The organism is Phormidium tenue FACHB-1050, assembly GCF_014696925.1.
GTDB lineage: Bacteria > Cyanobacteriota > Cyanobacteriia > Pseudanabaenales > Pseudanabaenaceae > Pseudanabaena.
Genome location: NZ_JACJQY010000011.1, coordinates 1 through 21,328, shown reverse-complemented (window position 1 = coordinate 21,328; position 21,328 = coordinate 1). Strand labels below are relative to the sequence as shown.

Genomic DNA, 21,328 nt, shown 5'->3' with positions numbered 1-21,328 from the left:
AAGGGGCGCATCGCGCCCCTTTTTTTAACGGAAATATTAAGCTTCGTTCAAAGCAGCGATACCAGGTAAGATTTTGCCTTCGAGCAATTCTAAGCTTGCACCACCACCAGTGGAGATGTGGCTCATCTTGTCAGCAACACCAACCTTCTCAACCGCAGCTACGGAGTCGCCGCCGCCGATGATAGTGATTGTACCAGTGGCTGTGAGATCGGCAAGAGTATGCGCGATCGCTTCAGTACCAACCGCAAACTTATCAAACTCAAATACGCCCATAGGACCATTCCAGATTGCAGATTTGCAATTTGAAAGCGCCTCTTGGAATACCTTTACGGAGTCTGGTCCAATATCCAAGCCCATCCAACCATCAGGAATATTGTCAATGCTAACGGTTTGAGCATTGGCATCGGGTTTGAAATTATCAGCTACAACTACATCAGTAGGCAACAAGAACTTGACACCACGTTCTGCGGCTTTCTTTTCAAGGGCTCGAGCTAAGTCTAGCTTGTCTTCTTCAACGAGAGACTTACCAACACTCAAGCCACGAGCTTTGTAGAAGGTGAAGATCATGCCGCCGCCGAGCAACAAATAATCGACCTTATCGAGCAAGGTTTCGATTACGCCGATCTTGCTAGAAACCTTAGAACCACCAACAATCGCTGCTAAAGGACGCTTAGGATTGTCGATCGCACCGCTCAAATATTGCAATTCTTTATCAAGCAAGAAACCAGCAACTGAGGTGCTGATGTACTTGGTTACGCCTTCAGTTGAGGCATGGGCGCGGTGGGCAGTACCAAAGGCATCATTTACATAAATGTCAGCCAAAGATGCTAGTTTTTTGGCGAATTCAGGATCGTTCTTTTCTTCTTCAGGATAAAAACGCACGTTTTCTAACAAAGCAACATCGCCGTTGTTAAGAGCATTAACTTGAGCAGCAACTGCGTCACCAATGCAATCATCGGTTTTGACAACGGGCTGACCAAGTAACTCCGATAAACGTACTGCTACAGGATTGAGGCGGAGGCTTTCGGTAACACCCTTAGGTCTGCCGAAGTGGCTAGTGAGGATTACGCGAGCGCCAGCTTCGGTGAGATACTTAATGGTTGGTAATGCTGCACGAATACGGGTATCGTCGGTAATTTTGCCTGTTTCGTCTTGAGGAACGTTAAAATCAACTCTTACTAAAACTTTCTTGCCTGCTAATTCCGTAGCAGTCAAACTTGCAAGACTCTTCTTCGCCATAAAATTTTTATACTCGTAGTATATAAAGTTGCTTTTTTACAATGTCTTAATAATTTTACCGAATTCCGTCCAGTTTAAAACTCCAAAAAATAAGAGACAGCTCTTTGTGCTACCTCTTAATTTTCTGGCGACGAAATTGAATTATCATGGCGCTGTAATTTAATAAGAAACCGATTTTTGATGGTGAGGCAAAGCCTCACCATCAAAAATCGGTTTCTTATTTTGTTGTTCTCCAATTTTGAGCAATCAATAACGATATTTCTGGATAGCTAGCTGTAGTTTCTAAAACAGACTTAAAACCTAATGAGTGATAGATTCTAAGACAGTTCAAACCTGAGGCGATCGCCCTAAATACTTAATGATTGTTATAGCTATAGCCGATCTTGCTAAGACAGCCCCCCCCATTGATGAGATGCGTTGCTTCGAGCCACATCTCATCAATGGGGGTGGGACTTGCCTTAAAACAAGTAGCTACAGTAGGCAGAACTAATCAAGTCCTATCCACAGAAGACATTTCTATGTATCGATTTCAGGTAAAAGCTCCCACTCAAAGTGGGGAAATGATTGGTATGGTCGGTTCGATTCCTCAATTGGGATCGTGGGACATTAAAAAATATTTACCTTTGCGTACATCAGGCGATCGCTACCCAATTTGGTGGGTAGATGTAGAAATTGATCCGTTAACCTTGCCTGACTCTGAAGCAAAATCTGAAGCAAAAATTGAGTATAAGTATGTACGAGTTGCAGCCAATGGCAAAACTGAATGGGAATGTGAAAATGTTGCTAATCGATGGGTTCCGATTGAACTAGATCATACTAATTCCTCAACCTCGACAATTATTGTGGATGATCAAGCTTTTGGTTATATTCCTGCATATCCCTATGGATATTTGGAAAAGGCGATCGCCTTAGCTCCAGACTCAAAATCAGCAATCCCCTCACCAGATGGACTTAAAGTATTAGTCATCGGTAGTTCTGTGGCGATGGGATGTAGTGCTTGGCTGCTCAAAGGTTGGGCAAGTCATCTAGGACAAGCTTTGCAAGAAAAATATGGGCATCAACTGGTCAATCGATCACAATTGGGGGCAAATGTCACCAGCACGATTGAACGCTTTACTTCGGTTGTTGCGCCTGAAAAACCAGATGTAGTGATCATTTCTCTTTCCTTGGGAAATGAAGGACTAGCTTATTGTCGTCCACATGATCGCAGAGCGGTGCAGCGTCGCTTTGAGAGTGGGTTACTGCAATTAATCAAGATGACTCAAGATTTAGGTGCATTACCTATTATTGGTGGTCTATATCCTCATGGAGACTATACCCCCGAACATGCGTGGTTGCTGCGCGATACTCACCATCGCATGTTGAAGTGGGGAGTGCCTATGCTTGACTGGCTCGATGCATTGGACAATGGTTATGGAGGCTGGAAACATGACATATCTCTAGATGTGGCTCATCCCAATTCCCAAGGACATGAGCTAATGTTTCAAGCGATTAATCTCGACATTTTCCAGATTGATCGAGTTCAGCGATCGCAAGCACAAAGACTAATATTGCATTCTAGCAAAACATCCGAGATTTCTATTTATGAAGATAAATATGGATTTCAAGTGTTTGCTAACCCTGAATCTCAGACCTTGAGAATTATCAATAAGTCTGAATATACTTACAATATCACTCCTACTTGGAAGGAATTACAAGAAGCTCTGAAGCGCAAGGCTGGCTTAACCTTTGGTACATCATATGTCTCTAAAAATGATGAGTTAGGCTTGGTTCCATTGCTTTCAGTTGGGTTTAATGGCTCAATTGAGAATACAGTTAAAATTCCGATTGGAGTCGATCTTCAATATTGCTCTGCTCTTAAGTTTTTTGCTCCTCAAAATGCAGAAATTCTTTACTATGATGGACACCTAGGGATTCTCAAAGAAGGCGATCGCACGATTCGGATTATCAATGAATCTGAAGAAGAATATAACATCCATCCGATGTGGAAAGAAATTCGGTCTGCTCTAGCAGCCATGCCTGCGGGAGTTTATCACGATCCCGCCAATCCAGAAGCACCATTTCGGACGATGATGATTGGCGAGCAGGGTTTAGAGAGTCGCGTCAAAGCGCCAGTCAAATCGACAATGCTGCTCAAATACAAATGTAAACTATCAGAAATTAATCGCATTGCCATTTTGCCATTAGGCGATCGCTGTGCGGCGAGAATGCTCTTATACAAAATGGAATATGATGGGCCAGCATTTCCCTTTGATTTGGCACGTTCCACAAATCTAGGCGATGTGTCAGACATGGTAATGAATGACTTCCGAGACATGTGGAACCCTGATTATCTCCATTACAATATTGAAGAAGGGAGAGTCTATCATTCTAAATGGTCTGGCTTATCCTTTGGGCACGAAGTCGAAGATACTGACGATCCTGCGAATAATATGCAGCCGATTCATGAAAGAATGCGGGTTCGCTATTCGGCGCGGGCAAAGAGATTTTTATACACTCTGGATCATTGCGATGAAGTTTTATTTGTGCGTACTGGCGTAACTAATCGCGGCTATGTACTTGATCTGATCGAGAAGCTAACGATTAAATGTAAGGGCAAGCCATTCCGTGTGTTGCTTATTTCTAAGCAAACATCTGACGAGTTTGCAAATATTCCCAATCTGCTCCATTACGATCTCCACTTCAGTCCCGACTGGATGTATGACAACCAAGACTATTGGATGGAATGTGCTAAAAAGATGAAGGAGATTCTTGAATCTCTTGGCATATCTAGTCAAAATCTATTCTGGTGTCCACCAAATCCTTAAACGAAAAAGCCGCGCTGAGCACGGCTTTTTCGTTTACAGCAATTATCGCTGATGTTACGTGGAAGGAATTCTTGCGATGGCGAAAGTCTAGGGCTGGCACGGGGGCACAGCCCCTACAAGATCTAAGATTTACAGGTAGGGGCAATCCCCCCGTGGTTGCCCTGCTTCGCTACCAGCAAGAGATTCATCATCTGAGTTCCACGTAACATCAGTTACCGATCAAACTAACCATGAAGATTTTTGAAAGTGTTGCTTTGCAACACTTTCAAAAATCTTCATGGTTTGGATTTAAGCGCAAAGTGTTGTAAATTTAACGTTCCCAGCGAAACTTGCGATCGCTTTCTTGGATAGCTAAGTCGTTAATGCTAGCAAAGCGGCGCATCATCAAGCCATTTTCCGCGAATTCCCAATTTTCATTGCCGTAGGCACGATACCAATTACCTGCTTCGTCATGATATTCATACTCAAATCGCACCGCAATGCGATTATCCATAAAACACCAAAGTTCTTTTCTCAATCGATAGTCTAGTTCTTTTGCCCATTTACGTTTGAGAAATTCTCTAATTTCATCGCGTCCATTTACAAATTCGTTACGATTGCGCCATTCAGAATCTTCAGTATAGGCAAGGGCTACGCGCTCGGGATCGCGAGTATTCCAAGCATTTTCCGCCGCTTGGATTTTGGCTTTGGCGGTTTCTAAGGTAAATGGAGGAAGAGGTGGTTTAGTTTCCATAGTTTTTAGGATTTAGTTAATAGTTAATTTACAGCGCTTTGCGCTCAAATTCAAACCAAGAAAATTTTTAAAAGCATTGCTTTGCGATGCTTTTAAAAATTTTCTTGAGGTTCGCTTGCTCGGAAGTTACTTTGATTAGAAGCGATCGCCGTTTCAATAAACTGCTGCCAAGTAGCATTGGGTTCCCAGATGGTTTTCATGGCTGAATAAGCTTCTGAGGCAGGGACTCCCATCTTCAAATGACGATAGAGATACATAAATGCAGATACGCGCATATTCATCGCACAATGAACAAAAATTAGTTGATCTTTGTGATTTTCCATTACATCGCAAAACTGATTAAAGTCTGCCATTGTCGGACTATCCCAAACAACGGGGATGTTAATGTAATTCATTCCCAAACTAGTTGCGATCGCTTGTTCCTCTGGCAGAGCATTGGAAGCAGTTGGCGGAGCTAAATTGAGAACAGTTTTATATCCTGCTTGACTAATTAATTTCAGCTCTGTGGCGGTTGGTTGACCACTTGTAGCTAATTTGTCCGAGATATATCGGTAGTTCAGGATATCCTCAATCCCTTTTTTAGGACTAAGACGCGATCGCACTATCTGCCATATCGAGCGACCATATAGAACGATGTTAGACAGAATACTTTGCGTTTTCATATCTTTAAAAGCAACGATAAAAACAGAAAATAGATTAGCTCAGATGCCCTACTTTGACATAAATCAGACAACCTAATTTGCTAAACGGCATATGCCGACTGCCGCTAGGATTCCGCAACCAAGTCCCCTTGGGATAAGCACCAAACTCATCCTCAAAGACTCCATCAACTACAAAGATCTCTTCACCGCCTAAATGCATATGAGGCTGAAAGTAAGTACCTGCATCCCATTTCACGAGGGCAACATTCTCGGTTCCATAGCTATGCAATGGCATTACTTGTAACCCCTTGACTAAGCCATTAGCCCAAGGCGTTTCCTTGGTGGCGATCGCTACTCGTTGTTGATCATCGGGATGCATTTGCCAGAGCTTGACTAAAATCGTGCAACCCTCTTTGCTAAAAGGCGTATGGGTTGAACCCACAGGATTACGAATATAGGTTCCCGCAGGATAGTCTCCATACTCATCGGAGAAAATACCCTCTAAGACCAAAAACTCTTCGCCACCGCAGTGGGTATGCGCTGAAAAATGACTGTCAGGAGCATAGCGGACGACCGAGGTTGCTCTTGCGACTTCTTCGCCATCTCGCTCGAGCATTCGGCGTTGGACACCAACCATAGGGGAATCCACCCAATCGAGGGATTCACTTTCGACGACAACGCGCTGGCTCAAATCTGCATGGAGTTTCATAATTATGAGTTCTTAGCCTCAGCTAGAAGTTGCTCTAATTCACTAATTCTAGCTTGCATTGCTTCCACTTCAGCCTGCGAATAGCGCACAGGAATATGTTGCGGACAATTCCAATCACAGCCTTCGATTTCAAAAACGATCGCCCGTTCTACGGTGGCTGGATAGTCGCGATCTTGGACTTGAGCAAGGATCTCAGGATCGTCTTCCACAATCTTTGCACGACCGAGGATTTTCAAACGGCGACGATTTCGATAATCCATTAAAAATAGAAATGCTTTATCATGTTCTGAAAGATTGCCCACCGAGATATACTGCACATTGCCACGATAATCAGCAAAGCCCAACGTTTTCTCATCAAGAACCTTTAAAAATCCTGCCTTACCGCCACGAAACTGAATATATGGATAGCCATTGGAAGTGACAGTTCCAAGATAAAATCCTTCCATACTTGCTATGAATTGAGCGATGTCAGGAGTAACCCTGTTATTGTCAGCACCATTTGCCACAAAGCGCTCGTAATTCTCACGGGAACCCATTTTTTCTTGCATGGCTTTCACTGCTGGAGTGAAGGCGATCGTGCCAAATTGTCTGGGCATCGGTTTAAGCTCCTAACATTGGTACATAGCCAGATAGCTTCTGAAATCGCTCCATCCAACTTAAAACATGAGAGTAAGCTTCCAGTTCAATCTTGCCATCCTTAGCGAGGGAAATGTAGGGATAGATAGCAACATCGGCAATCGTAGGGCGATCGCACTCTAGCCAATTTCTGGTACTCAAATGTTGATCAAGTTGTTTGAGAATGAAATGAGATTTTTCAGTAGCGCGTTCAATATTGATCTTCGTTCCTGCTCCAAATAGATAGAACAGTCTTGCATTCTCTGGACCTTGACGGACTTCACCTGCAGCCGTTGACAACCAACGAACGACTTGCGCCATTGGTAATGCATCGGTAGGTAGCCATTGTTCGCCACCATACTTTCTGGCTATATAGACCAAAATCGCCTGAGCATCAGCAATTTGAGTTTCATCATCGACCAGCAAAGGAACTTGCCCAAAAGGATTCTTTGCCAAATACTCTGGTGATTTATGTTCGCCTTTCATTAGATTGACTCTGACCCATTCATACTCAAGATTGAGCAATGACAACATTAAACGTACTTTGTAGCTGTTACCAGAGATTTCGTGACCATGTAGCTTAATCATTGCATTGCCTGTTTTTCAGGAGGAAAGTTAAAATTTGAGGTTTTTGTACCGTTCGTTCGGTATACTGATACTGTACTGTTCGTTCGGTATAATGTCAACAAAGACTTTGCTATAAAATAAAAACCAATTTTTGGTGGCGCGGCTTCGCCGCGCCACCAAAAATTAGTTTCTAAATTGCAGAACTATAAGTAAATATTGCTAAATCCCAAAAGGATTGATGGCGCTTCGCGCCATCAATCCTCTGCTAAGAAATCTATGTCTAAACAAACTCATGTCCCAACTTTGATCAAGCTGTTTCGCCAGTTTGGTTATGAGGGGGTAACTCTTTCCAAAATTTCTCAAGAGACTGGCTTGGGGAAGGCTAGTCTCTATCATCATTTCCCTAAAGGCAAGGCAGAAATGGCGGAGACGGCTCTAACTTATGTCAACAATTGGCTAGAGACGAACATATTAGAGATTCTCGATCGCCCAGAACCACTGATCGCTAAATTTCAGGCTATGTGTGATGAGGTGAGTAAATTTTTTAATGAGGGACAAAATTCTTGCCTATGGGCAGTTTTACTGATGGAGCAGTCAAGTGATGACCTATTTCACGCACAGATTAGTGATGCTTTTTCGCGATGGATTGAGGCGATCGCAAAGGTTCTAGTCACCGCAGGATTGGAGGAGACTTTGGCAAAGGAGCGTGGTGAAGATGCGATGATGATGATTCAGGGTGCTTTGATTCTGTCCCATAGCCTGAAAGATATTGCCCCATTTCGGCGTGTTCTTCAACAACTACCAAATCAACTCTGTCGAGGTATTACTCAAAACCCATAAGAGGCAGCGCTTCGCGCTGCCTCTTATGGGTTTTGAGTCGTCCTAGTTGTTTGATTGGTAATTACTGTAAGTAATACCAAAACACAAAATGGCTACGCCATTTTGTGTTTTTAAAACCCTTACTGGGCTTGGTTTTTAATTCACAAAAGTGTTGCCACACTTTCGTGAATTGGTATAATAAATCGTTTGCGGAAAGCACAGCTTGTCTGTGCTGATGCTAGGCAAACCAACTTTTAATAAAAAAGTACAGCGTCATTGCGGAACCAACGCCAATCACAAAGCGCTTTACTACTATGGGGGCAATCTTTTGGACATAGTAAGCACTGATATATCCCCCGATAGAAGCACCGATCGCTGCGATCGCCCCTTCTTGCCAAAGAATTACCCCCGCATGGACAAAAGGAATAACAATTACGGCATTAATACAACTAGTAAGCATGACCTTATAAGCATTCATGCGATGGATATTGGTCATCCCCATCAGCGCAAAGGTTGCCAGAAATAAAATCCCCATCCCGCCCCCAAAAAAGCCTCCATACACAGCCACAACTAATTGCAAGATCGTAATGAAGACTGTTCGCAATTCTCGGAGCTTCGCAAATCGAGATTGCTGCTGCTCAACCCATAGCGTCATTTTATTGCTAAAGGCAAAAGCTAATGTTGCTGTCAATAATAAATAAGGCAAGACTTGTAAAAAAGTTGCCGATGGCGTTCTAAGAAGCAAAATTGCTCCTGCTAGCCCCCCAATTATCCCCAATATACATACTTGAATTAGCGATCGCTTATCTTGATCAAATTCGCGACGATAGGCTCCCGCACTGGCTAATGTCCCTGGCAGCAAAGCGATCGCATTGGTAGCATTCGCAGTTATTGGCGGAATGCCGACAAACATGAGAACAGGAAACAAAATAAAACTGCCTCCTCCTGCAATTCCATTAATCCCACCCGCCAATAGCGCCGCCCCAAAAATCAGTAAATATTGCACATTCATGAAATATATATAACAGAAACAATATAGTACGGTTGCATCCAAATCCAACTTTTGGGCGTAAGAAAATGTAACTGGAGAAATCTAGAGAAAAAGAACCAATTCACTAAATCGGTAAAAGTAATATGATTAAGGTTTTTAGGAGATATCAAAAGTTTTTGTATAGCCTAGCTCTTGGTATCGCTATCTGTTTACTTGCGATAAATATTAGCGCACCAGCACAATCTCATAATGTCTCCCCTACAACCATTAGTTCACGGCTAGCTGATAACTCTATCAGTTTAACCATCTATCAACAGCAAGCCGAAGCTGAACTCCTTGCCGAAAGTAATTTGATCAGCCAAAGTGTCAATTTCACTAGATTTGCAGCAATATTATCAGGTGATGAGATTTCTCCCAGTCCAGTGACAACTAATGCAGCAGGTGTAGTAGGAGCAGCTCTCTTCGGCGATCGGTTAATTGTGCGTGGTGGTTTTTATAGTTTGAGCAGTCCCCTACGTGATTATGCTACTGATCCTCTAGTTCCTCCTAATCCAAACATTACTTCGGGTGTACATATTCATAGAGGCGCTGCTAAGGCAAATGGTCCTTTCCAATATGCTTTGCAGGTGCAAGTTAATCCTGATGGTGTAAGCGGTAATGTTAAGGGCGAATATACGCTAACGGCTGAGCAACTCCAAGCTCTTAATAGTGGTGGTTTGTACGTTGATCTCCATACCAAATCTAACCGTGCAGGTGAGTTACGCGGTATTTTGAAAGTACAGTCATAGCACTAAAAAGCTGATGAGTTGCCAAGCAACTCATCAGCTTTTTAGTCTTAGAGCTAGCTACTGAAAGACCAACCCGAAAGAGAGTGGCGGCGCTTCGCGCCGCCACTCTCTTTCGGGTAATAGCCATAGAGTGATTACAACTCTAAAGTTACTGAAACGTAGGAGCGTTCATTTTTGCTTTAATATTATTAATGTAAGCAATTATTGTCGTCTTAGTGTGTCTAAGCTGCGCGATGTCTAGCGTTTATCTTGCATTGATTCAAGGGCGTTTAGGATTTAAAGCGTAGCCGCAAACCTTCCGCTATAGGCACTGGTACATTTTTTAATCGTTATGCCCAAAGTTCTCGTTTCTGACCCCATCGATCAAGTTGGTATCGATATCCTTTCTCAAGTCGCCACCGTTGACGTAAAAACCACCCTTAGTCCTGAAGAACTGATCCAAGTTCTCCCTGAATACGATGCGATCATGATTCGCTCTGGTACAAAGCTCACCAAAGAAGCTGTTGAAGCTGGTAAAAACCTCAAAATCATCGGTCGTGCTGGTGTTGGGGTCGATAATGTAGATGTGCCAACCGCTACCCGCATGGGCATTGTGGTTGTCAATTCTCCTGAAGGCAATACGATCGCGGCGGCTGAGCATACTCTGGCGATGATGATGTCGCTATCGCGCTTTATTCCCGCAGCTAACGCATCCCTCAAGGGTGGCAAGTGGGATCGCAAGAGTTTTACTGGCGTTGAAGTCTACAAGAAAACCCTTGGTATTCTTGGTTTAGGCAAAATTGGCTCTCACGTTGCTACGGTTGCAAAGTCTCTGGGAATGCGGATTCTCGCCTATGACCCATTCTTGACCGCAGAACGTGCTGAGAAATTAGGTGTCCATCTGGTTGAGCTAGAAATTTTGCTACGTGAAGCTGATTACATCACATTGCATTTACCCAAAACTAAAGAAACCGCACATTTGATTAATGCCGATCGCATTGCAATCATGAAAGATGGCGTGAGAATCATCAACTGCGCTAGAGGCGGGATCATTGATGAAATAGCGATCGCTGAAGCAATCAAGAGCGGCAAAATTGGCGGCATCGCCCTTGATGTATTTGAAAATGAGCCTCTCGAAGCTGACTCTGGTTTGCGTGAACTCGGTGCAAACGTAATCTTGACTCCTCACCTTGGAGCATCTACCGAAGAAGCTCAAACCAATGTGGCTGTTGATGTTGCCGAACAAATCCGTGATGTCTTGCTTGGCTTACCTGCGCGATCGGCGGTGAATATCCCTGGATTGCGTCCCGATGTATGGCAAAAACTCAAGCCTTACCTGCAACTTGCCGAAATGCTGGGCAATCTGGTTGGTCAATTGGCTGGTGGTCGTGTCGATACTCTCAATGTCAAGCTTCAAGGTGAAATTGCTAATAGCGAAAGTCAACCAATCGTCGTAGCTGCCCTCAAAGGTTTGCTCTCTCCAGCTCTGCGCGAACGAGTTAATTTTGTGAATGCCAGCATCGAGGCTAAAGAACGTGGTATTCACGTTACTGAAACTCGCGATCCTTCCGTTGAAGATTACAGTGGCTCAATTCACTTGACGGCTCATGGTAGCCAAGGTCAGCAAGAAGTAACTGGTGCATTGCTTGGTAAGTCGGAAATTCGGATCACTAGCATCAATGAATTTCCAATCAACGTTGCGCCAACTCACTACATGTTGTTGACTTTGCACCGTGATATGCCAGGGATCATCGGTAGAATTGGCTCATTACTCGGCAATTTCAATGTAAACATTGCCAGTATGCAAGTCGGTCGTCGCATGGTGCGCGGCGAAGCAGTCATGGTCTTGAATATTGACGATCCTTTGCCTAGCGGTTTGCTTGATGAAATCGTGCATATTCAGGGCGTAACTGATGCTTTTGTGGTGAAGCTGTAAATCCCCCCCTCAGTCCCCCCTTGGAAGGGGGGAAGCATAAATCTAAATTTTTCTCCTTAAAAGGGGGAATCCTAAATCTAAATTCTCCCCCTTTCAAGGGGGAGTTAGAGGGGGTAAAAAGTGCTCTTTCATTTACAATAGGCTCAATTTAGAGGGGTATGTATTATGTCAACTTCAAAATCATATATTTCTTCGGAAAAGTATCGTCAAATGTTAGTACATGATGGCGATCGCCGTTTTCAAGAATGGCATAACAGTTTTTTGAGTTACCAACAGGCTTATCTCGAAGCCATGAATAAACGCAAAAAATAAACAAAAGGCTCGCAATGCGAGCCTTTTGTTTATTTAACAAGTTGCTTCAGCCCCTTGCATATTGCATTGCAGGATAAATTAACTATGAATTTTTGGGAATGGTACGATCGCAGTCATATCGCTGCTCAGACAGGCAATGTACCAACATTTGAACTTGATTGGCTAATATTGAGTCTCGCTTCGCTAGATAAACTCGACCTCAGATTGCGATCGCCTAATATCGCACAAAAAATTACACCTGAATTATTAACTAAACTCGATCAACTTTGGCAAAAACGATTAAGCGATCGCATTCCCGTGCAGTACTTAACAGGATCAGTAGCATGGCGCAATTTAGAGTTGCAAGTATCTCCCACCGTATTAATTCCTCGTCCTGAAACCGAATTAATAATTGATATTGTTGAGGAGAATTGCCAAGATCCTATTTATCAAAATGGTGTTTGGGTAGATTTAGGTACGGGCAGTGGTGCGATCGCGATCGCTTTAGCACAGCAATTTCCGCAAGCAGAAATTCATGCAGTTGATTACAGTCAAGCTGCTTTAGAAATTGCCACAATTAATGCTAGTAAAAATTATCAGCAAATTCATTTTCATCACGGCAGTTGGTTTGAGCCATTAGCTAAATTAAATTTACAAAATTATCTTGCAGGAATAGTTTCTAATCCGCCTTATATTCCCAGTATCGAAGTTTTAAATCTACAGCCCGAAGTTACCAATCATGAACCACATTTAGCCCTTGATGGGGGTAATGATGGACTAGATGCTATTCGAGAACTTGTAAATATCGCACCACAATATTTAATCTCAGGCGGATTTTGGATTGTGGAACTAATGTCTGGACAAGCAGAAATAGTGCGATCGCTATTACAAACAAGTGGCAAATATACCAATATTCAAATACATCAAGATTACGCAGCGATCGAACGTTTTGTATCAGCTCAAACTAATTAACCTTAGTTCGGGTTAATTTCAAACTAGCTTCTAGAGATGGTTCGCGGCGCGAACCATCTCTAGAAGCCAAAACAGTAAAAGCCTCGCTTTGCGACGCTTTTACTGTTTTGATTTTTAAAATTTTGTAGCTTATCCTGAAATCACGTTACTCTAGCCAACAACTTTGCATTTTATAGCTGTCTGGAAATCTGCCTCATCCTTTAATCCATCTAATTCGCGATTTTAACTTTTATCGCACTTGCATGTATGCAACTTCAGAAATTAAAGGGATTTTATCAGCATATTTTCCAAGGATACATTGAAATACGGAATATATAAAGGCCGCTGTTATTCCTAAAAATGTAACACTCGCAATAATTTGCAACATAAATGGAAAGAATGCAAATTGTCCTAAAATTGCTTCTAAAATCTGAATTATTGCTCCCATGAGAGCAACAATAATATCTAAGAGTAATGCTTGCATTGCATTAAAGCGCGTAAAATGATTTACCTTATAGTTTCTAACTACAAAAATAAATACGCAAAACCAAGCAATAAGGCGGATTGAAATAAAATCAATAATTGAAAAAGATATAAGTTGATTTAACTTCAAAACTGGTAAAAACACAGTAAACAATGGGGGAAATTGGACAAACAAAAATGCCCCAAATCCCACTACTGCGGTAATTGGCAATAGATAAGTTAAGCTTGCATATAACTTATCTGAATTATAAACTGAACTACGTCTTGTCATAAATCTCTATTGATTTTCAAATTGTTTTCAACTGTCTAAATATCACTAGTTTCTATAAAATCTGTACCTAGATCAGTTTTTATCATTCGCACTGAAATGATGCAGCTTGTGAAAGAGTAGGAATGTCAGAATATTCACCCTTGACACTTTGATAAATGGCATAGCCAGCTATTAGAGTTGTACCAATAAAAATGGTGTTGGCGATGGTTGCACTGATCACAGATGGCAATCCATTGCTAGATAACTGTTGGACAACTTGAAATAAAAGCTGAGCAATAAACAAAACTATTTGCATTAGCAAAGCTTGCATTGTGTTGAAGCGAACAAAATGAGGAACGCGAGCATCTCTCACCACCAAAAAGAATAATCCCATAAATAGGAAAAATTCGCCTGTTAAACCCAGCACAGGTACTAAAGGAAATGCTAAAACATTTCCATACAGCCAGATAAACGGAAAAAAGGGAAGTATGAGAATTGGGAACTGCTGAAACAAGGTCGCCCCATAGATTACACCCGCCGATATTGGCAATATGTAAGGCAAGCAACTATAAAAGCGGTGGAGAGGTGTTACAGATTGCTGCCATGTCATAACTATTTTCTCTAAATTCTTTGTTGTTATTTGATTTATAGCAATCCTAATTCATTTGTGGGATACAGTTTGAGAGAGTTCACCCCTTTGGGGCGAACTCTCTCAAACCGCTTAGGATTGCTTATGGATTCGATTTTAGCTCAAGTTCTTTAAAGAGATTTAAAAAATATTTACATTTTGTTGTCGCAAATATTGCGAAAAGTAACGAAATGTAAACAAATCAATTTAAAATTATTGCATTTATTGCCCAAAATCAACCACGGCAATGCTTGTCTGGTATTAAATAGTGAATAGGTATAAATCTTTAATTGCTAATTGTTACTCTGTGTAACAGTTTTAGCAACACAATAACCAAACGCAATACATAACATCCAAAAAAAATCAGGACAGTAATTTAAGGAGACTGCATGTTCACTTCTGTGCCACCGATCGCAACATTATCTGGTAGACGTATCATTCCCGAAAATCTACAGGGTCGGGTCTTAATGAAGTTGGTCTATGTAGTGCTTGAGCCTCAATATCAGAGCGCTATGTCGGCGGCTGTAAAGTCAATCAACAAAAACAATTCTCATCTAGCGATTGAGGTCAATGGCTATTTAATCGAGGAGCTACGTAGTCCAGAAAATTACGAAGCCTTTAAAGAAGATATTGCAGAAGCCGATATTTTTATTGCCTCACTAATTTTTATTGACGATCTCGCCACGAAGATCGCCCAAGCAGTTGCACCCCATCGAGATCGCCTATCCGCCTGTGTGGTATTCCCATCGATGCCTGAGGTGATGCGCCTTAATAAGATGGGTTCATTCAGTATGGAAAATCTGGGGCAGTCGAAAAGCGCGATCGCCCAGTTTATGCGGAAGCGTAAAGAGAAATCAGGCAGTTCTTTTCAAGACAGTATGCTCAAGGTCGTGCAGACCCTGCCCAAGATTCTCAAATATATGCCGATGGATAAGGCGCAGGATGCTCGCAACTTCATGTTGAGCTTTCAATATTGGCTAGGGGGATCAACGGAAAACCTTGAAAATTTCTTGTTGATGCTTGCCCAAAATTATCTGCCGACGGTCAAAGCGCGAGCAAAAGAAAATGGTTCCGCACCTTTACAAATCAAAGATCCTGTCAATTACTTAGACATGGGGCTGTGGCATCCCCTTGCTCCCAAGATGTTTGAGACTACTGCCGACTATTTAAACTGGTTTAACTCGCGCACAGATATTCCTGAAGAAATGAAAGATCCCCTCGCGCCATGTGTGGGGCTGCTCATGGCAAGAACTCACCTTGTCACAGGAGATGACGCGCATTATGTGGCGATGGTGCAGGAATTAGAATCCCTTGGGGCTAGGGTGATTTCCGTATTCAATGGGGGCTTAGATTTCTCAAAAGCAGTTGAAGAATATTTCTATGATCCTAAGCAAAAGGATCGGGCGATCGTCGATAGCGTCGTTTCACTGACTGGTTTTGCATTAGTTGGGGGCCCTGCTAAACAAGATCACCCCAAAGCGATCGAAGCCCTTGAGAAGCTAAATCGTCCCTACATGGTGGCTTTACCCCTCGTCTTCCAAACCACTGAAGAATGGCAAGATAGCGATCTTGGATTACATCCTGTGCAAGTAGCGTTACAGGTTGCGCTACCAGAACTCGATGGCGGACTCGATCCCATCGTGCTTTCGGGGCGCGATAGTATGACGGGAAGATCCCATGCGATCGGCGATCGCCTTGAAACCATCGCCAACCGTGCGATCAAATGGGCAAATCTGCGTCGCAAGCCTCGCCATGAGAAAAAGCTTGCCATCACGATTTTTAGCTTCCCACCCGACAAAGGCAATATTGGAACCGCTGCTTATTTGGATGTATTCTCTTCCATTCACAAGGTTGTAGAAGCTCTTGGCAACAATGGCTATGATGTGCAAGGCTTACCAAAGACATCCCACGACATGATGTCCGAAATTTTGCATAACCCTGAAGCTATGGTTGGCAGCCCTGAACTGAATGTTGCCTATAAAATGTCTGTGCCCGAATATGAGGCTAATACTCCCTACGTAGATCGCATTATCGAGCAATGGGGAGCCGCTCCTGGACATCTCAACTCTGATGGACAGAATCTTCTCATTTACGGTAAGCAATATGGAAATATCTTTGTAGGCGTGCAACCCACCTTTGGTTATGAAGGTGACCCCATGCGCTTGCTATTTAGTAAATCTGCATCGCCACACCACGGATTTGTAGCTTACTACACCTATCTCAACCATATCTGGGGAGCCGATGCTGTCCTCCACTTCGGAACCCATGGCTCAATGGAATTCATGCCAGGTAAGCAGGTGGGTATGTCGGGTGAATGTTTCCCTGACAGCTTAATTGGGGCATTGCCAAACATCTATTACTATGCAGTCAACAATCCATCGGAAGCAACGATCGCTAAACGTCGCGGTTATGCCACCATCATCAGTTACATCACTCCTGCACCTGAGAATGCTGGCTTGAGCCGCAACTTACAAGAACTGAGCGAATTGATTGCGTCCTACAAGGATCTGCGCCTCGGTGGTCGTGGTGTCCAAATCACCAACACGATCATGGACAAGGTGCGCTTGGTCAATCTGGATAAGGATGTGCAACTTCCTGACCAAGACGCTAAGGAAATGTCCCTTGAAGAACGCGATAACGTCATCGGTCAGGTGTACAACAAGCTGATGGAAATCGAGTCCCGTGTTCTCCCTTGTGGCTTACACGTTGTTGGCGAACCTCCTAAAGTCGAAGATGTCACCGATGTATTGACCAGCATCGCCAGTTTTGATCGCCCCGAAGACAACATGAAGTCTTTACTACGGATCATGTGTGAATGTATCGGACGCGATATCGAACAGCTATACAAATCCAGTGACAAAGGTATTTACGCCGATGTGGAACTCTTGGCAAATATTCGCGCGATCGCCAATAAAGCTGTAGGTGCATTAGTCAAAGCTAAGGCTGATGACGACGGCAGAGTTTCTAAACTCTCAGTGCTTAACTTCTTTAGAATGGGCAAAACCGAGCCTTGGATTGAAGTTTTCCAAGAGAATGGCTATCCCAATATCAATAAAGATGACATCAAGCCTCTATTTGAGTTTTTAGAGTTCTGTCTCAAACAAATTGTTGCCGATAACGAACTTGGCGGTTTAATTCGGGCCCTCGAAGGTGACTATATTCTCCCTAGCCCCGGTGGTGACCCCATCCGTAATCCTCTGGTGTTGCCCACTGGCAAGAATATGCACGCTCTCGATCCCAACTCTATCCCTACGAGTGCGGCCGTGCAAGCAGCGAAAACCGTAGTCGATCGCCTATTGGAGCGTCAACGTCAAGACAACAACGGAGTCTATCCTGAAACGATCGCCGTCGTCCTCTGGGGAACCGACAACATCAAGACCTATGGCGAATCCCTCGCTCAAGTTCTCTGCATGATCGGCGTAAAGCCCATGCCCGATGCCCTCGGTCGCATCAATCGTTTGGAACTAACTCCTCTCGCAGAACTAGGAAGACCTCGCGTTGATGTGGTCGTCAACTGCTCTGGCGTATTCCGTGATTTGTTTGTAAATCAAATGGACTTGATCGATCGCGCCGTGCGTATGGCAGCCGAAGCTGATGAGCCTTTGGAAATGAACTTTGTCCGCAAACACGCGATCTCCCAAGCCGAAGAGTTTGGCTTAACGATTAGCCAAGCCGCAACTCGCGTATTCAGTAATTCATCGGGTTCCTATTCCTCTAACGTCAACCTCGCTGTGGAAAACAGCACATGGGAAAACGAAGAAGAATTGCAACAGATGTATCTATCGCGCAAGTCCTTCGCCTTTGGTGCGAATGTCAGCAACACCCAACAGCGTCAGCTTTACGAAGCTTCTCTGAAGACCGTTGACATGACCTTCCAAAACTTGGATTCGTCAGAAATCAGTCTCACCGATGTATCCCACTACTTCGACTCTGACCCCACCAAGCTCGTTGGCAGTCTCCGCAAAGATGGCAAAAAACCAGCTTCCTTTGTTGCTGACACCACTACAGCTAATGCTCAAGTTCGCACCCTGACTGAGACCGTCCGCCTCGATACCCGCACCAAGATTCTCAATCCTAAATGGTATGAGGGAATGCTGAAGAGTGGTTATGAAGGTGTGCGCGAAATCTCCAAGCGCCTTGTGAACACAATGGGCTGGTCAGCAACGGCTGGAGCAGTGGATAACTGGGTTTACGAAGATGTCAATGATGTCTATGTGAACGATAAAGAGATGTGCGATCGGCTCAAAAATCTCAACCCCAACTCGTTCCGTAAGATTGTTGGTACTCTTCTAGAAGTCAATGGTCGCGGCTATTGGGAAACCAGTGAAGAGAATCTCGATAGATTGCGTGAGCTATATCAAGAACTCGAAGACCGTATTGAAGGTGTAGAGTAAAATTTAAAAAAGGCGGCGCAAGCGCCGCCTTTTTTATAGGAAAAATTACCGTTGGTATAATGTTAAATGAGTTGTGTGTATACGCCATGAATACATTAGACAAATTAGAGCTACTTAATGCAAATTGCAGCGATCGCAATGAATTAGATCGGATTCTCAGTCAATTACTTAGTGTCATGTTAAATCGTCATCGACAGAAATTAGCTGTTTATGACTGTGATATTAGCAAGTTTGAACAGACCTATAGGCTCAATTCTAATCAGTTTCAAGAACAGTTTGAATCAGGAGTATTAGGGGATGAGATGGATCTGTTTGAGTGGTTTAGTTTATGTGAGTTGCGAAAGGATCTCTTAGTTAAGATTAGCAGGCTAGAGCAAGCATTGTGATGATTGCTGAAGATTATTTAGCTTTGATAAAGTCATTAATTGCTCTTTGCCCAGCAGTGAAAAGTTTTAGTATTCTTAGAGAAGAGGCACAGGGTAATAAAGGTTTATGGCGATATCGGCTGACTTTACAAGATGATAGCCTTTTAGAAATGTTTGAGTTTTTTGAAATTCAATCAGATAAGGTTGAGGTGATTAAATACAGTTTCCATTGGCAAAGTGATGATGGGAAATTCATTAAACGTTGGGACAATGCTGCTCACCATCCTGAGATTGAAACTTATCCTCATCATCTGCATGAAGGTGATGAAGATTTTGTACTGCCATATCAGCCAGTTAAGTTTGAGGAGATTTTGCAAATTGTTTCTGATCTGCTAAACGAGATAATGATGTAGTTCGGATTATTTCGACAATAAATGCAAAAAAATAATTGACGTTCATTCTCTTTCCATTTCGGCAAGGGCTTCTTGGAGACTAAGAGGCTTTTCGTCTTTGACTTCTAGCATGGAATGGACAAGCCCTAAATCTTTGATCGCTTCGACAATTGCAGGATCTTGAGAATGACTTTGTGAAACTGGCGTAACTGGCGTAACACTTTCACGAAACAAACGAATAATCTGTAAGAGGTTTGACCAATATTGTTCAGGGATTTTGTCTAGCTCGTTGGCTAATTCTTCTGCAAATACAGTTGGGCTATTGGTTGTCATCTGTTCACTCCTTAGTGCAAAGTATTTTTAACCTAGCATAATCAAAGTAAGGTTATAGCGGATATGGAGCATCAGTTTTTCGTGCATGGCGAGAGCATTGGCGATCGTGCTGAAGGTTTTCAATTCTTCAAATCTTTTGCCCTTTGTCATTTCTAGCAGTGCTTTGGCTTCGTAGAGGTTGTTAATGACGGGTGTTGTGCTCGTGTCTAAGACGCAGAGTTCGGGATTTTGGCGGGATGTATGAGAGAGCAAGTGGTTTAGGGTTTTGCGTTAGATTTGTTAATATAAAATTAAGCTTATAAATACTTGCTCATATGACACTTAATAACGATACTGAACTCTCCACAAAGCACTATCAACAAGGTCTAGAATTTTATGCTCAAGGGCAATATAAAGAAGCCATTAAAGAGCATACGCAGGCGATCAACCTAAATCCCAGTAACTTAGATGCATTATTGGATAGAAGTAATGCATATTGTCAAATTGGAAAATTTAAAAAAGCAATTGAGAATCTTAACGAACAATCCCTTTTACTTTCTAATGATGCATATTATCATCACATATTAGGAAGCGCATACTTTGGACTAGAAGAACATGATTGTGCGCTTTCATATTTTAATCAATCGACTTAGTACAGGACAAAAAGTTGCAAAAGTAGGCAGGAAGGGGTTTTATAAAAGATAACCACATCACAAATAAAACCCCTATGAAAGAGATTAACCTATTTCGAGAAAAGTTGCATGAACATCTGCAATGGAATGGAGCAAGACTCTTATTTGTGTCGATGTTCTTGATCGCATTAATGCGAGTAAAGACAGTAAACCTAGCGGAAATAGCGACAGGATTTAGTGGTGAAGCCAAAGTCGCATCACACTATAAGCGGTTACAGAGATTTTTCAGGGAGTTTGAAGTGGACTATGAAAGCATCGCTTTAATGGTCGTCAAAGTAATGAAAATACCCGAACCATGGGTAATCAGTATCGACCGCACCGATTGGAGATTCGGTAAGACGGTGTTTAATGTGCTGACATTGGGGGTAGTGCATCACGGTATCGCATTCCCGTTGGTCTGGATGATGCTGGATAAAAAAGGTAACTCAAACACCCGTGAACGTTGTGAATTGTGTAATCGTTTTCTGGAAATATTTGGAGATCGTAAAATCGACTTTTTGACCGCAGACCGTGAATTTGTGGGGGAAGAATGGTTTGATTACTTGATTAGTGACCCATGTACCCGTTTTCGTATCCGTATTCGTAAAAACACCTTGCTTGACGATGGGCAGAAACAACTACGGGCTGACGTTTGTTTCCAAGACCTCCAAGCTGGTCAATCAAAAGTATTGTCCAAGCCCAGACTAGTTTGGCAACATTGGCTTTATATTGCGGCGATGCGTCTGGAGGATGGCGATTTACTAATT

The 21,328-nt window shown here is 42.9% G+C and carries 22 protein-coding genes; 11 read left to right on the top strand and 11 right to left on the bottom strand.

Annotated features, from left to right (window positions below; translation table 11 throughout):
• Positions 1 to 36: 36 nt before the first annotated feature.
• The gene (locus H6G05_RS09130) at positions 37 to 1,239 is read right to left on the bottom strand and encodes a phosphoglycerate kinase (RefSeq protein ID WP_190577881.1); all 1,203 of its coding nucleotides are present in this window, start codon (positions 1,237 to 1,239) and stop codon (positions 37 to 39) included.
• 407 nt (positions 1,240 to 1,646) lie between these two features.
• On the opposite strand from H6G05_RS09130, the gene H6G05_RS09125 reads away from it, so the two are divergent.
• Positions 1,647 to 4,046 carry a DUF1796 family putative cysteine peptidase gene (locus tag H6G05_RS09125; RefSeq protein WP_242025361.1) on the top strand — a complete coding sequence of 800 codons (2,400 nt, stop codon included), beginning with the start codon at positions 1,647 to 1,649 and terminating at the stop codon, positions 4,044 to 4,046.
• 310 nt (positions 4,047 to 4,356) lie between these two features.
• Here H6G05_RS09125 and H6G05_RS09120 read toward each other — a convergent pair whose 3' ends face one another.
• From H6G05_RS09120 to H6G05_RS09100, 5 genes are all read right to left on the bottom strand, one after another.
• Positions 4,357 to 4,779, bottom strand: coding sequence for a nuclear transport factor 2 family protein (locus tag H6G05_RS09120; protein WP_094535011.1), 423 nt, complete (start codon positions 4,777 to 4,779; stop codon positions 4,357 to 4,359).
• Between the two features lie 92 nt (positions 4,780 to 4,871).
• A complete protein-coding gene (locus H6G05_RS09115; RefSeq protein WP_190577880.1) occupies positions 4,872 to 5,441 on the bottom strand; it encodes a protein tyrosine phosphatase family protein in 570 nt (189 codons plus the stop codon).
• Between the two features lie 34 nt (positions 5,442 to 5,475).
• A complete protein-coding gene (locus tag H6G05_RS09110) occupies positions 5,476 to 6,129 on the bottom strand; it encodes a cupin domain-containing protein (RefSeq protein WP_190577879.1) in 654 nt (217 codons plus the stop codon).
• A gap of 2 nt (positions 6,130 to 6,131) precedes the next feature.
• Positions 6,132 to 6,725 carry a pyridoxamine 5'-phosphate oxidase family protein gene (locus H6G05_RS09105; RefSeq protein WP_190577878.1) on the bottom strand — a complete coding sequence of 198 codons (594 nt, stop codon included), beginning with the start codon at positions 6,723 to 6,725 and terminating at the stop codon, positions 6,132 to 6,134.
• A 4-nt stretch (positions 6,726 to 6,729) separates the two neighbouring features.
• Positions 6,730 to 7,332, bottom strand: a complete 603-nt coding sequence (locus tag H6G05_RS09100) for a glutathione S-transferase family protein (protein ID WP_190577877.1) — start codon at positions 7,330 to 7,332, stop codon at positions 6,730 to 6,732.
• Positions 7,333 to 7,587: 255 nt separating this feature from the next.
• Between H6G05_RS09100 and H6G05_RS09095 the strand changes: the two genes are divergently transcribed.
• The gene (locus tag H6G05_RS09095) at positions 7,588 to 8,151 is read left to right on the top strand and encodes a TetR/AcrR family transcriptional regulator (protein WP_190577876.1); all 564 of its coding nucleotides are present in this window, start codon (positions 7,588 to 7,590) and stop codon (positions 8,149 to 8,151) included.
• A gap of 217 nt (positions 8,152 to 8,368) precedes the next feature.
• Here the strand turns inward: H6G05_RS09095 and H6G05_RS09090 are convergent, their stop codons facing one another.
• Positions 8,369 to 9,142, bottom strand: coding sequence for a sulfite exporter TauE/SafE family protein (locus H6G05_RS09090; RefSeq protein WP_190577875.1), 774 nt, complete (start codon positions 9,140 to 9,142; stop codon positions 8,369 to 8,371).
• Between the two features lie 122 nt (positions 9,143 to 9,264).
• On the opposite strand from H6G05_RS09090, the gene H6G05_RS09085 reads away from it, so the two are divergent.
• From H6G05_RS09085 to prmC, 4 genes are all read left to right on the top strand, one after another.
• A complete protein-coding gene (locus H6G05_RS09085) occupies positions 9,265 to 9,909 on the top strand; it encodes a CHRD domain-containing protein (protein WP_190577874.1) in 645 nt (214 codons plus the stop codon).
• Positions 9,910 to 10,240: 331 nt separating this feature from the next.
• Positions 10,241 to 11,824, top strand: a complete 1,584-nt coding sequence (gene serA / locus H6G05_RS09080) for a phosphoglycerate dehydrogenase (RefSeq protein ID WP_190577873.1) — start codon at positions 10,241 to 10,243, stop codon at positions 11,822 to 11,824.
• A gap of 165 nt (positions 11,825 to 11,989) precedes the next feature.
• The gene (locus H6G05_RS09075) at positions 11,990 to 12,136 is read left to right on the top strand and encodes a hypothetical protein (RefSeq protein ID WP_190577872.1); all 147 of its coding nucleotides are present in this window, start codon (positions 11,990 to 11,992) and stop codon (positions 12,134 to 12,136) included.
• Between the two features lie 84 nt (positions 12,137 to 12,220).
• Positions 12,221 to 13,087: a peptide chain release factor N(5)-glutamine methyltransferase gene (gene prmC / locus H6G05_RS09070; RefSeq protein WP_190577871.1), complete on the top strand. Its 867-nt coding sequence runs from the start codon at positions 12,221 to 12,223 to the stop codon at positions 13,085 to 13,087.
• A 229-nt stretch (positions 13,088 to 13,316) separates the two neighbouring features.
• Here the strand turns inward: prmC and H6G05_RS09065 are convergent, their stop codons facing one another.
• Positions 13,317 to 13,820 carry a Tic20 family protein gene (locus H6G05_RS09065; protein WP_190577870.1) on the bottom strand — a complete coding sequence of 168 codons (504 nt, stop codon included), beginning with the start codon at positions 13,818 to 13,820 and terminating at the stop codon, positions 13,317 to 13,319.
• 82 nt (positions 13,821 to 13,902) lie between these two features.
• The gene (locus H6G05_RS09060) at positions 13,903 to 14,409 is read right to left on the bottom strand and encodes a Tic20 family protein (protein WP_190577869.1); all 507 of its coding nucleotides are present in this window, start codon (positions 14,407 to 14,409) and stop codon (positions 13,903 to 13,905) included.
• Between the two features lie 407 nt (positions 14,410 to 14,816).
• Here H6G05_RS09060 and H6G05_RS09055 point away from each other — a divergent pair, with 407 nt between their 5' ends.
• From H6G05_RS09055 to H6G05_RS09045, 3 genes are all read left to right on the top strand, one after another.
• Positions 14,817 to 18,821 carry a magnesium chelatase subunit H gene (locus H6G05_RS09055; protein ID WP_190577868.1) on the top strand — a complete coding sequence of 1,335 codons (4,005 nt, stop codon included), beginning with the start codon at positions 14,817 to 14,819 and terminating at the stop codon, positions 18,819 to 18,821.
• Positions 18,822 to 18,907: 86 nt separating this feature from the next.
• Entirely contained in the window at positions 18,908 to 19,207 is a 300-nt protein-coding gene (locus H6G05_RS09050) for a hypothetical protein (RefSeq protein WP_190577867.1), read from the top strand.
• Positions 19,207 to 19,599 carry a toxin-antitoxin system TumE family protein gene (locus H6G05_RS09045; protein WP_190577950.1) on the top strand — a complete coding sequence of 131 codons (393 nt, stop codon included), beginning with the start codon at positions 19,207 to 19,209 and terminating at the stop codon, positions 19,597 to 19,599. Before H6G05_RS09050 ends, H6G05_RS09045 begins: the two co-directional genes overlap by 1 nt.
• 42 nt (positions 19,600 to 19,641) lie before the next feature.
• Here H6G05_RS09045 and H6G05_RS09040 read toward each other — a convergent pair whose 3' ends face one another.
• Complete coding sequence (locus H6G05_RS09040) at positions 19,642 to 19,911, bottom strand: hypothetical protein (RefSeq protein WP_190577866.1); 270 nt, start codon at positions 19,909 to 19,911, stop codon at positions 19,642 to 19,644.
• A 27-nt stretch (positions 19,912 to 19,938) separates the two neighbouring features.
• Positions 19,939 to 20,061, bottom strand: coding sequence for a hypothetical protein (locus H6G05_RS25600; protein WP_277874750.1), 123 nt, complete (start codon positions 20,059 to 20,061; stop codon positions 19,939 to 19,941).
• A 164-nt stretch (positions 20,062 to 20,225) separates the two neighbouring features.
• Here H6G05_RS25600 and H6G05_RS09035 point away from each other — a divergent pair, with 164 nt between their 5' ends.
• Both H6G05_RS09035 and H6G05_RS09030 read left to right on the top strand, forming a co-directional pair.
• Entirely contained in the window at positions 20,226 to 20,543 is a 318-nt protein-coding gene (locus tag H6G05_RS09035; protein WP_190577865.1) for a tetratricopeptide repeat protein, read from the top strand.
• Between the two features lie 74 nt (positions 20,544 to 20,617).
• Positions 20,618 to 21,328: IS4 family transposase (locus H6G05_RS09030; RefSeq protein WP_190577864.1), on the top strand; the 711-nt coding region annotated here is incomplete at its 3' end.